Below are 11,387 nucleotides of genomic sequence, written 5' to 3'. Positions count from 1 at the left end.
TTAATGAGCTATGAAGAAGGGCGATATTCATAACATAGTAAAAATACTGTCCGAAGAAGCTCCTAAATGGGATGTACCTATTGTCACGCTAGTAGCGGAGACATCCCATGACCCATTTAAAGTCCTAATATCAACCGTACTGAGCCTGCGTACAAAGGATGAGACCACAGCCGCTGCCTCAAGAAAATTATTTAAACTCGCTGATAATCCCTCAGATATGCTCAATCTTAGTGAGGCGCAGATTATACAAGCTATATACCCCGTTGGCTTTTACAAAACCAAGGCAAAGAACATCCACTCTATATGCACCGATCTTATTAATAATTATGACGGGCGGGTGCCAGATGATATAGACGAGCTGCTCAAATTAAAAGGGGTAGGGCGAAAGACGGCGAATCTGGTTGTCACACTTGGTTACAACAAGCCAGGGATTTGTGTGGACACCCATGTTCATAGGATCTCAAACCGCTTTGGATATATCAAAACCAAAAACCCAGATAAAACTGAGATGGCGCTTAGAAAGAAATTGCCCAGGGAGTACTGGATAGACTATAACAGCCTGCTGGTTGCTTTCGGCCAGCATCTTTGCCGGCCAATATCGCCCAAATGCTCAGTTTGTCCGGTCGAGGAATACTGCGATAAAAAAGGTGTTACGGTAAGTAGATAAAGGTTTGATAATTTATGTAATATCCCTATAAAACCAATAAAATTTGACTATCTAACCAATCCAAATATACTTCATGGTGCGTAAGGTTATTACTCTACCAGGAGGACTTTTAATCACTTGGAAACTGTAGTCTTTTATGTATTTGCAGCGCTTGCGCTGGCAGGAGCGCTTATGGTGATTTCGTTTAGAAATCCAGTCTCCAGCGCCCTTTCATTGGTACTAACTTTAGTCTCTACTGCAGTGCTTTTTGTCCTCTTACTAGCTCATTTCATAGCGGTTGTTCAGATACTTGTATACGCCGGCGCAATAATGATCTTATTCCTGTTTACTGTGATGTTCCTGAACTTGAAATCGGATAAATTAATTTTTGAAGCTAAAAATTTAGGTTTTAAGGTAAGTATTCTTTTGGTGATTCTTTTATTTGTCGGTTACTTTGCGAGCCTTGGGTTTAAAGACGGGGTAATGAAGAAAACCTTAGGAGTCTCTGAGATGGACGGCTTTGGCTCTATTCAAGGGGTTGGAACAAGTCTTCTTACGGAGTATTTACTGCCTTTTGAGCTCACGTCTGTATTAATTCTCGTTGCAATAATTGGTGTTGTAGCAATAGCAAAAAAGAGGGCTAATTAAAGTGGAAATTGGCGTTGAACATTATCTGGTACTGAGCGCAATGCTATTTGTAGTTGGCGCTTACGGCGTGATAGTCAGAAAAAATTTGATTATTGTGCTGATGTGCCTTGAGCTTATGCTAAACTCAGCAAATCTGGCATTTGTGGCCTTTGCGCGTGCTCTTGGCGATATGACGGGACACGTGTTTATGATTATGTCTATAACAGTTGCCGCTGCAGAGGTTGCGGTGGGACTAGCGCTACTTGTTTCAATTTACTCACACAGAGAATCACTCGATATTGATTTACTAAAGCTACTAAAGGGATAATTTGTCATGATTGTTTGGATAATACTATTTCCATTAATTGGTGCTGCGATAAACGGCCTGCTTTTCACAAGCGGCTTATATAAGAAGTATGGCGGTGATGAGCATACTGAGCACAGTGCTTCTGGAATAATTGCCTCAGGAGCGGTTCTTTTATCTGCAATCCTTTCAACTTACTACTTTATTCAGCTTCTATCAATGGACGCTTCTCAGCGCCAGATCATACAGGAGCTCTTTGTCTGGATACCTTCTGGTGATTTCACTGTCAGCTTTGAGTTTATGTTCGATAGCCTCTCAAGCATTATGGCCCTTGTTATTACCTGGATTGGTTTTCTAATTCATATCTATTCGACCGGCTACATGCATCATGACAAAGGTTATGCTAAGTACTTTACATACTTAAATATTTTCGTGTTTTTCATGCTCATACTCGTTCTCGGAAATAACTTCCCACTAATGTTTGTTGGCTGGGAAGGGGTTGGATTAGCTTCATTTCTTCTTATCGGGTTTTGGTATCAAGATAATGAAAAAGCCTACGCTGGAAGAAAGGCATTTATTGTAAACAGGATTGGAGACTTTGGTTTTATCCTCGGAATATTTCTCATTTTCTATATTTTTGACTCGGTAAATTATCAAGAGGTTTTTGGCAAAGCACTAGATCCCACCTATATGGAAGCAGTACCGGCAGCGGTTATCACTACGATAGGTCTTTTACTCTTTGTAGGAGCCGTTGGTAAATCAGCACAGTTTCCGCTTTATGTGTGGCTTCCAGACGCTATGGCTGGCCCAACACCTGTGAGCGCTCTTATCCATGCTGCAACGATGGTAACAGCAGGCGCCTATATGATGGCTCGCTGTAATGTGTTCTACTCTCAGTCGCCAACAGCTCAGATGATAGTTGTGTCTATTGCAGCATTTACAGCGATACTGGCGGCATCAATAGCACTTACTCAAAACGATATTAAAAAGGTTCTGGCATATTCTACAGTCAGCCAGCTCGGCTACATGTTTATGGCTATAGGAGTTGGAGCTTACGCTGCGGGGCTGTTCCATCTTGTGACCCATGCGTTTTTTAAAGCACTGCTGTTCCTAGGTTCTGGTAGCGTAATTCACGCCATGTCAGATGAGCAGGATATTAGAAAGATGGGCGGGCTTAGGAAAAAAATACCAATAACCGCAATTACATTTTTAATCGGAACCTTTGCTATTGCTGGTCTGCCGTTTCTCTCAGGATTTTTTAGTAAAGATGAAATCTTGGCCGCGCTATATGACAGGGGCTACATGTTCCACTGGATTGTGGCACTAATTACAGTTGTTCTTACAGCACTTTATATGCTAAGGCTCTATTTACTAACCTTTGAAGGCAAATCCAGAGTTCCTGAGAGTATAAAACGCTATGTTCACGAATCGCCTTACTCAATGACAATTCCTCTTATGGTATTAGCTGTTCTCTCAATCCTAGGAGGCTATGTAGGTGTTCCTGATTTTATGGGCAAAGCAATTGGAATAGAGCATTCTAACTATTTTGAGCACTACGTATCAGCATCAATCTACTTAGACACTGCGGTGGAGTATGGCCATCACTTTTTTGGCCACTGGGCATTGGCTGGATTTTCAGTTGGCTGCGCTGCTCTAGGTATGTTTATAGCTTTTTATCTCTACTACATTAAGCCCTCTTCATCTGAGAACGTTGCAAAAGAGTTTGGGCCTTTATATAAAGCCTCCTATAACAAATGGTATGTTGATGAGCTTTACGACTATATTTTTGTAAAACCATTTGCCTATATTTCAGGTGTCTTCTCAAAATTTGATCTTGGCTTTATAGATGGGGCAGTAAACGGGGTTGCAGCAGTGCTCAAAGATACAGCTCTTACACTTCAGACAGTTCAAACCGGTGTGATAAGAAACTATGCGATGCTTATGGCAGTGGGCGCCGCAGTTATCTTAACAATAGTAATATTATATCAAGGTTTTTAATACGATCTGAGCACTTACAAACTAAAGAATTAAAACCTCTGAGCAAAGTATGCAAAGGGCGGGATCAAAAGCCCAAGAGTCTTATCGTCTTTGGTGCTAATGCTTGGTATTGTGCGAAGGATATCTTCTTTTTTGATAGATTCTCCTTTGTATAGCTCAACCGGAGTTCCTAAGACAACCTTTGATTCACTTTCTTCTTGACCAAGCGCTGGAAGAAGCTCTATTTCGAGCATTATGCTTTGATCAACAGTCGTAGCATTAATTTCATTTTGGGATTCTATATCATTTGCGTAGCTTAAATTCCCAAACACTACGCTTACTAAAAGCATAAGTGATAATACTACTAATTTTATATCCTTTATCTTGTTGTTAAACTTTTTACTCATTCTATCTTGGACTCCTGAATTGTTTTCACTACTATAGATGTAATACGTATCTACTAGGATTCAAGATTTATATTTTTTTTAGTGGTAGTGGTATTTGGTTAGGGATATAAAAAAAGGCAGCAGATAATTAATACCTGCCGCCTTTTGATTTTATGACTTAGGAGTTGTTTAGCTTTTTTTACACATCGAAGTAAAGCATGAACTCATAAGGAACTGGTCTTAGTTTAATAGGATTAACTTCGTTTTCCATTTTGTAGTCGATCCATGTCTCAATAACGTCTTCAGTGAACACGTCACCTTTAAGAAGGAACTCATGATCATCCTTAAGAGCCATAAGAGCATCTTCTAAGGATCCTGGAACAGATGGAATACCAGCTAGCTCCTCAGGTCCTAAAGCGTAAATGTCTTTATCAAGTGGATCGCCAGGGTTAATCTTCTTTTCAATACCATCAAGTCCAGCCATAACAAGCGCTGAAAATGCTAAGTATCCGTTGCATGATGGATCAGGGAATCTAGTCTCAAGCCTTTTAGCCTTCGGACTAGGTGAGTACATCGGAATTCTAACAGCTGCGCTTCTGTTTCTTGCAGAATATGCAAGGTTAACAGGCGCCTCAAATCCAGGTACCAATCTTCTATAAGAGTTGGTTGTAGGATTGGTGAAAGCACATATTGCACCAGCGTGTTTTAATATTCCGCCGATATAGTGCATGGCCATATCACTCATGCCTGCATAACCTTTACCTGCGAATAACGGTTTGTTTTTCTTCCATATGGATTGATGAACATGCATTCCTGAACCGTTATCATTGAATACAGGTTTTGGCATAAATGTTACAGTCTTGCCATACTTTTTAGCTACATTTCTAATAACGTATTTATACCACATCATTTGATCGCCCATTTGAACCAGCGGGGCAAATCTCATATCAATTTCTGCTTGTCCAGCAGTTGCTACTTCGTGGTGCTGTGCTTCAATAGAAATTCCAAGTTTCTCAAGCTCAATAACCATCTCAGATCTTAAGTCCTGGAATGAGTCTGTTGGTGGAGTCGGGAAATATCCCTCTTTGTGACGAGGCTTGTATGCTAGGTTAGGGCCTTCATCAGCTCCTGAGTTCCAAATACCTTCAACAGAGTCTATAAAATAATATCCGGAATTGGCTGTCTGGTCGTATCTAACGTCATCTAGAATAAAGAATTCAAGCTCAGGTCCGATGTAAACCGAATCTCCAGTTCCAGTACTTTTTAAATAAGAAACAGCTTTCTTTGCAATATTTCGTGGATCACGAGAATAAGGCTCACGGGTAATCGGATCAACAATATCACATAGCAGTACTAGCGTTGGATGTGCATAAAATGGGTCAATTCTAGCTGTAGTGAAATCCGGAATAACAAGCATATCACTCGCGTTGATTGACTGCCAACCTCGAATACTAGATCCGTCGAATCCTAAGCCTTCCTCGAACATTGAAACGCTGAACTCATTAACTGAAATACTGAAATGCTGCCACATTCCAATAAAATCTAAGAATCTGAAGTCCACAATTAGAACTCCATTATCTTTTATCATCTTCGTTACGTCTGCGGGCTTTTTTGCAAACATACTTGGGGGTCCTCCTTTGCTTTTTGTCTTTTTTGTTGTGGGCATTTTTAAAAATGTCCTCCTTTAATGATAAGGTTTTGGTTATAGGGCTTCGTCGCCTCTTTCACCAGTCCTTATTCTAATTACCTCTTCCATAGGTAATACGAATATTTTACCGTCCCCTATTTTGCCTGTTTTGGCGCTGTCCATAATAGCATCGATAACTTTAGACACCATATCATCCGATACTACTATCTCTAGTTTAATCTTCGGCAAAAAGTCGATTACATATTCAGCTCCTCTATAGAGCTCAGTATGTCCTTTTTGTCTTCCGAAACCTTTTACTTCTGTAACTGTTAGACCCTGAATCCCAATCTCTTTTAAGGATTCTTTAACGTCGTCTAGTTTAAATGGTTTAACTATAGCTTCTACTTTTTTCATGAGATTTTCCTCCTTCCCACTAATAGTTGCAAACAACATACCACTTTAGAGAAATCATTTCAATCAATAAAATTAGGCACTTATGATCACCAAATCAAATATTAGTGCCCAAATCTTAAGCACTTCATGCCAAAAATTAACCATTTTTTATTAATTTATGGCATTTATGACCAACTTTACTAAAAACTTTTTAATATTGTCCAGACCCGATTAAAAGTAAATCAAAAACTACCAAACATAATAAAAACTATGAGTTGTTGTATTCTTTAGATGAAAACCAGTTAAAAAATTAATATGACCTAATTAGGTGATGTAATCTTTTTTCTATATACGCGTGCAAATTTATTTAACTCATCCAAGCTAATATCCGAGATTGCGCAGTACTCAAGTCCCTTATTTACCCACTTAACAATGTTATAGCCTCTGTTTTGGAAGTTCTTAAAGGATTTCATATCAGCTTCCATGGTAGGAAAAACAAAAAGATTTATAATGTGATCATCGCTCTCGTATACTAAAGATGCGGCTGTATGCTTATTTAAATAATCAAGCCTGCCACCTTTTAATGAGAAACCATCGGCAGCCAGATCCTCAGGCTGAGCTGCAAAATCAACTCTATTGTTAAACCAAGGTTTTACCTCTTGAGGGCCTTTAGACTCAACATGGAGCAAATTGTCCTCCATCAATGAGCGCACGTGAGCTGAAACTATCTCTTGCTCCATCATGTTGTGCATCATCACTTCATCTTGAGTGGGCATCATGGAGAATATTAGCAGTACTGCAGCAACTGCTGTAACTACAGGAGGTATTACATAGTATGTCCATCGCCAAGCAAAGCGCCGTTTTGCTACATTGCTTAAGTTTATGTCAGAGTCGGCAAGCCCAGTTATTGTGTGTCTTATATTCTCTTTTAGCCCATAGGGAGCAGAGTAGGAAAATTGATTGTGAATAGTATTGCCTATTTGTTCAATTTGGAATTTTTCATTGGCACAGTGCGCGCAGACCTCTAGGTGCTTTTGAATTGCGGAGTGGTCCGTAGTAGATAGCTCTTCATCTACATAAGCATTAATATAATCATACAAAATGGTTCTAACTTGACTACAACTCAACCTGATTTCTCCTGCTCAATCTGCTTGCTAAAGTCTTTTGCAGACGCCTTCTTCCTCTAGAAAGCCTGGACATTACCGTGCCAACGGGAACGCCCACTATATCTGCTATTTCTTTATATGAGAGATCTTCAATTTCATGAAGCACTATCACCTCTCTAAATATAAGAGGCATTTCCTTGAGCGCTTGATGCAGAAGATCTTTATTTCTGCTCGAATTTAATATTGCATCTTGTCTAAAGTCCTGACTTCTGTCCCCGACAAAACCAGGCTCGTCAGTAGCACTGTGTACAGACTCATCAAACTCGATCAGATGCCTGTAACCGTGCTTGCTTTTCATCCAGTTATATGAAGTGTTTCTAACTATGGTAAGGAGCCAGCTTAGACTATTAATATCGGTATATTTCTCAAAACCTCTAAAGGCTCTTATATAAGCTTCTTGAACCACGTCTTCAGCATCTTGGTCATGCCCTGTGATCCAGCGTGCTAGGTTGTATGCGGAGTCCATGTGACTCAGCATCTTATTTTCAAATTGTTGGATGAGTGTATCTTTGCTCAAAGTATTTCCCCACCGTAACTCACCTTAAATAATGCCTTACAATATAATTATATCCAATCAGTCAAAAGTCAACTACATCAGTACATCAAAACTTAATAAATTATATCTCTTTTTGATGATTAATTAAATCGATTTTGGCCAACATGAGGCATTCCAATCTTTTTATAGTAAACTTAAGTGGATTAAATGATCATATACATCATAAATTAACATTTATCTGAAAACTTTTATCAAAAGACTACTCATATAATATAAGAGATATATTTGAAAAAATGCCTAACAACATCATAAACAAAATACTAGTTATCTTTGCTCACCCTGCTTTTGAAAAATCCAAAGTAAATCTGGAGCTTTGTAAAGCTGTAAAGGATCTTGAGGGAGTAACTTTTAGAGATCTTTATGAGATCTATCCAGATTTCCTAATTGATGTTAAAGAAGAACAAAAACTGCTTTTAGAGCACGATGTCATAGTACTTCAGCACCCTTTTTACTGGTACAGCTGTCCTGCATTAATGAAAGAGTGGATTGATCTTGTTTTGGAATACGGTTTTGCATACGGTCATGGGGGTAGTGCTCTTGTGGGCAAGCTGATGATGAATGCTATTACAACTGGAGGAAGTGAAGAGTCTTACTCTCAGCAGGGAGTACATTACTACAATGTGGGAGAGTTTCTAAAAGTTTTTGAGAGGACGGCAGCTCTTTGCGGCATGAACTACATTCCTCCCTTTGTAGTGCATCAAAGCTCTGATTTAAAATCTCATGAAGATATCTCCGTATACAGCGATCTGTATCAAAAAGTAATACTTACACTCAGGGACACCACACTAGATATTAGATCTTTGAGTGAGTTTCAATATATAAACGAATATATTCTGGATCAATTTGAATCATGGAGCGTTTAAGTTATGGATAGTTTTTTGTTTCAGGCATTCATATATCTGTTAGCTGCTGTAGTTTCTGTACCGATAGCTAAACGACTAGGCTTGGGTTCGGTACTTGGCTATCTTTTTGCGGGCATTATAATCGGTCCCTATGTGCTTAAGTTTGTAGGCGTAGAGTCTGAGGCCGTTCTTCATTTCGCCGAGTTTGGAGTGGTTATGATGCTCTTTCTAATCGGTCTAGAATTAAGACCCGAACTACTTTGGAGACTAAGGGGACCTATTTTAGGCTTAGGCGGACTTCAAGTTGCTATCAGCGCTGTAGTCATATTTCTGATCGGATATATATTTGGGTTTACCTGGAAAGTATCTTTAGCTGTTGGCCTTATTTTAGCACTATCTTCTACCGCAATCGTGCTTCAGACACTAAATGAGAAGGGGCTAATAAAAACCCAGGGAGGGCAGGCCAGCTTCTCTGTTCTTCTCTTTCAGGATATAGCTGTAATCCCGATACTGGCCGTATTGCCCTTGTTGGCAGGCTCAATACTCGCAGAGCCCGGTCATGCAGAGGCTGCTCATCATGCGGGTTTCTCTATAGAGGCCCTTCCGGGCTGGCAGCAGGCAATAATAGTTGCACTAGTTATAGCTACAATCATTATTGCAGGTCGTTTTTTGGTGCGTTATGTGTTTCGCTTCATTGCAGAGACCAGACTCAGAGAAGTGTTTACAGCTTTTGCCTTATTTTTAATAATAGGTATTGCGCTTGCGATGCAGATTGTTGGTCTTTCGGCTGCTCTTGGGACTTTTCTAGCCGGCGTGGTGCTGGCTGACAGTGAGTACCGTCACGAATTAGAGACTGATATTGAACCTTTCAAAGGATTACTCTTGGGACTGTTTTTTATCTCTGTGGGCGCGAGCATTGATTTTAATCTCTTTTCAAAAGAGCCTTACTTAATCTTTGGACTTGTAGCAGCTCTGATGGTGATAAAGCTCGTAATACTATTAGTACTGGGTTATTTGTTTAAACTTACCAGGAGCCAAAACTTTCTCTTTGCCTTCTCTCTTGCTCAGGGAGGGGAGTTTGCATTTGTGCTCTTTTCCTTTGCCACTCAAAACAGCGTAATCCCATATGAGATAGCAGACACTCTCATATTAGCAGTTGCGCTTTCAATGGCTCTTACACCTGTGCTTATGATCATAAATGAAAAACTCCTTCAGCCTAAGTTCTCTACTCTGGATCAAAGGCCTGAAACCGACGCAATAGACGAGAAGAACCCGGTAATAATCGCAGGCTTCGGGAGGTTCGGACAAATAGTCGGAAGACTACTTCACGCAAATAACATCGGCACAACCATTTTAGACTCAAAGCCCAGCCAGATAGATATGGTAAGGAGATTTGGGTATAAAGTATTTTATGGTGACGCTTCAAGATTGGACCTTCTTCACTCCGCAGGGGCAGGTGAGGCAAAGTTATTTATTTTAACAATAGACGACAAGGATAAAACAATTGAGATTGCTAAGACTCTAAAAATGCACTATCCAAACCTTAAGATACTAGCAAGAGCTTATGATAGAAGAACTGTTTATGAGCTTATGGACGCCGGGGTCGATATAATAGAAAGAGACACATTTGTGTCTGCACTTGAGCTAGGAGCTTCTGCACTAAAGGAGCTTGGATTTAGAAGTTATCAAGCAAACCGCGCCGCCCTTACTTTCAAGCACCATGACGAGAAAAGCCTTATTGATCTTCACAAACACTTTGGCGATGACGAAGCGCTATTAACCGAAACAAGACTAAAAAATCAAGACCTTATAGAGCTGCTTAGCTCAGATGAAGAAGAAAAGAAAGAAAGTATGGACCATTCCTGGGAAAGACCAGGGTCTGTGTGATATATTATTTTTAATCGCAAAAGAAAATTGATGGAGATAATTTTATGTCAGATGAAAAAAATGTATTGGGCCAAGAACTGGGAGTATGCTGTACATCTCCTATGACGGGGTTTTACCGCGACGGCTGCTGTCGGACAGGGCCTGAAGATTTAGGAATGCATGTTGTATGCGTTGAGGTGAGTGAGGAATTTTTAGAGTTTTCAAAATCCGTCGGAAACGACCTTTCAACTCCAAACCCTGACTTTGAGTTTCCCGGCCTTGTAGCAGGAGACCGCTGGTGCTTATGCGCGCTTAGATGGAAAGAGGCGCTTGATAATGGAATAGCACCTCCTGTCCTGTTGACATCTACTCACGAATCTGCGCTTGAAGTGATATCACTTGATGATCTTAAAAAATATGCAATAGATCTTGCATAAGGGGTCTAATTAATATGAGCCAAGGATCGAATTGGGAGCTAGATGAAAGAGTAGATGCGGTTTTCAAAACTGTTGTTATTCCAGCGTTTCAAACACTAATCGATGATTATGACCAAGTCGGCGGCTACGAAGTAAAAGAAGTTTCTGACAGCCCGATCATAATGGGTATTGAGAAATACTCCTCAATAATGGTCAAGCACCCCGGCGGGCAGGAGATGATTGTATGCGTTTATTGGGTTAAAAACAGTGAGCGGCTGATTGCAGAAAATATCCAGATGGTAACACTGAACAAAAGCTTTAACTTGTTCACCGTAACCAAAGAAGAACTCTCGTCTGAGCTTAAGTTCCTAACTGCTATGAGCTCTTAATAAGTCCCTAAGTGATAAGCACTATTCTTAAGTCCATTACGTTTGTATTAGTAGGACCTGTGACTATAAGATCACCTAAAGGGTCAAAGTAGTTGTAGGAATTATTCTCACATAGATACTCGTAAGCATTTAGCCCCAACTTGTTTGCTCTATTTATAGTTGATCCATCTGCCAATGCTCCGGCTGCGTCTG

The 11,387-nt window shown here is 40.1% G+C and carries 14 protein-coding genes; 8 read left to right on the top strand and 6 right to left on the bottom strand.

From position 1 onward, the window contains the following. Window positions 1–10 precede the first annotated feature (10 nt). From nth to nuoL, 4 genes are all read left to right on the top strand, one after another. Window positions 11–667, top strand: a complete 657-nt coding sequence (gene nth / locus AAF462_05230) for an endonuclease III (protein ID MEM7008521.1) — start codon at window positions 11–13, stop codon at window positions 665–667. 117 nt (window positions 668–784) lie between these two features. Next, on the top strand, window positions 785–1,294 hold the full coding sequence (locus AAF462_05225) for an NADH-quinone oxidoreductase subunit J (GenBank protein ID MEM7008520.1): 510 nt from the start codon (window positions 785–787) through the stop codon (window positions 1,292–1,294). 7 nt (window positions 1,295–1,301) lie between these two features. Beyond that, window positions 1,302–1,601: an NADH-quinone oxidoreductase subunit NuoK gene (gene nuoK, locus AAF462_05220; GenBank protein ID MEM7008519.1), complete on the top strand. Its 300-nt coding sequence runs from the start codon at window positions 1,302–1,304 to the stop codon at window positions 1,599–1,601. A gap of 6 nt (window positions 1,602–1,607) precedes the next feature. Next, window positions 1,608–3,575, top strand: a complete 1,968-nt coding sequence (nuoL, locus tag AAF462_05215) for an NADH-quinone oxidoreductase subunit L (GenBank protein MEM7008518.1) — start codon at window positions 1,608–1,610, stop codon at window positions 3,573–3,575. 29 nt (window positions 3,576–3,604) lie between these two features. Here the strand turns inward: nuoL and AAF462_05210 are convergent, their stop codons facing one another. The 5 genes from AAF462_05210 to AAF462_05190 all read right to left on the bottom strand — a co-directional run bounded on the left by AAF462_05210 (window position 3,605) and on the right by AAF462_05190 (window position 7,643). After that, on the bottom strand, window positions 3,605–3,961 hold the full coding sequence (locus tag AAF462_05210; GenBank protein ID MEM7008517.1) for a hypothetical protein: 357 nt from the start codon (window positions 3,959–3,961) through the stop codon (window positions 3,605–3,607). Between the two features lie 178 nt (window positions 3,962–4,139). Continuing rightward, complete coding sequence (gene glnA / locus AAF462_05205; GenBank protein MEM7008516.1) at window positions 4,140–5,528, bottom strand: type I glutamate--ammonia ligase; 1,389 nt, start codon at window positions 5,526–5,528, stop codon at window positions 4,140–4,142. A 114-nt stretch (window positions 5,529–5,642) separates the two neighbouring features. Continuing rightward, window positions 5,643–5,981 (bottom strand): P-II family nitrogen regulator, encoded by a 339-nt coding sequence (locus AAF462_05200; GenBank protein ID MEM7008515.1) that lies wholly within the window; start codon window positions 5,979–5,981, stop codon window positions 5,643–5,645. A 299-nt stretch (window positions 5,982–6,280) separates the two neighbouring features. Beyond that, window positions 6,281–7,087, bottom strand: coding sequence for a zf-HC2 domain-containing protein (locus AAF462_05195; protein MEM7008514.1), 807 nt, complete (start codon window positions 7,085–7,087; stop codon window positions 6,281–6,283). Next, a complete protein-coding gene (locus AAF462_05190) occupies window positions 7,077–7,643 on the bottom strand; it encodes a sigma-70 family RNA polymerase sigma factor (GenBank protein ID MEM7008513.1) in 567 nt (188 codons plus the stop codon). The genes AAF462_05195 and AAF462_05190 overlap by 11 nt, the downstream gene beginning before the upstream one ends. Before the next feature lie 287 nt (window positions 7,644–7,930). Between AAF462_05190 and AAF462_05185 the strand changes: the two genes are divergently transcribed. The 4 genes from AAF462_05185 to AAF462_05170 are packed head-to-tail and all read left to right on the top strand — an operon-like array spanning window position 7,931 to window position 11,195. Further along, the gene (locus tag AAF462_05185; protein MEM7008512.1) at window positions 7,931–8,545 is read left to right on the top strand and encodes an NAD(P)H-dependent oxidoreductase; all 615 of its coding nucleotides are present in this window, start codon (window positions 7,931–7,933) and stop codon (window positions 8,543–8,545) included. A 3-nt stretch (window positions 8,546–8,548) separates the two neighbouring features. Further along, window positions 8,549–10,411 carry a monovalent cation:proton antiporter-2 (CPA2) family protein gene (locus AAF462_05180; GenBank protein ID MEM7008511.1) on the top strand — a complete coding sequence of 621 codons (1,863 nt, stop codon included), beginning with the start codon at window positions 8,549–8,551 and terminating at the stop codon, window positions 10,409–10,411. 44 nt (window positions 10,412–10,455) lie between these two features. Continuing rightward, entirely contained in the window at window positions 10,456–10,827 is a 372-nt protein-coding gene (locus AAF462_05175; GenBank protein ID MEM7008510.1) for a DUF2237 domain-containing protein, read from the top strand. A 14-nt stretch (window positions 10,828–10,841) separates the two neighbouring features. After that, complete coding sequence (locus tag AAF462_05170) at window positions 10,842–11,195, top strand: hypothetical protein (protein ID MEM7008509.1); 354 nt, start codon at window positions 10,842–10,844, stop codon at window positions 11,193–11,195. A gap of 7 nt (window positions 11,196–11,202) precedes the next feature. Here AAF462_05170 and AAF462_05165 read toward each other — a convergent pair. Then, window positions 11,203–11,387: MOFRL family protein (locus tag AAF462_05165; protein MEM7008508.1), on the bottom strand; the 185-nt coding region annotated here is incomplete at its 5' end.

Source organism: Thermodesulfobacteriota bacterium (assembly GCA_039028315.1).
Lineage (GTDB): Bacteria > Desulfobacterota_D > UBA1144 > Nemesobacterales > UBA2774 > CR02bin9.
Note: the sequence above shows the minus strand (reverse complement) of the source record. Positions and strands in the feature narration are given on the sequence as shown.

Bases quoted from the DNA above. Each gene is read 5' to 3' on its own strand.
- nth (MEM7008521.1), top strand. From the start codon at position 11: ATGAAGAAGGGCGATATTCATAACATAGTAAAAATACTGTCCGAAGAA.
- nuoL (MEM7008518.1), top strand. From the start codon at position 1,608: ATGATTGTTTGGATAATACTATTTCCATTAATTGGTGCTGCGATAAAC.
- AAF462_05210 (MEM7008517.1), bottom strand. From the start codon at position 3,961: ATGAGTAAAAAGTTTAACAACAAGATAAAGGATATAAAATTAGTAGTA.
- glnA (MEM7008516.1), bottom strand. From the start codon at position 5,528: ATGATAAAAGATAATGGAGTTCTAATTGTGGACTTCAGATTCTTAGAT.
- AAF462_05200 (MEM7008515.1), bottom strand. From the start codon at position 5,981: ATGAAAAAAGTAGAAGCTATAGTTAAACCATTTAAACTAGACGACGTT.
- AAF462_05180 (MEM7008511.1), top strand. From the start codon at position 8,549: ATGGATAGTTTTTTGTTTCAGGCATTCATATATCTGTTAGCTGCTGTA.
- AAF462_05175 (MEM7008510.1), top strand. From the start codon at position 10,456: ATGTCAGATGAAAAAAATGTATTGGGCCAAGAACTGGGAGTATGCTGT.
- AAF462_05170 (MEM7008509.1), top strand. From the start codon at position 10,842: ATGAGCCAAGGATCGAATTGGGAGCTAGATGAAAGAGTAGATGCGGTT.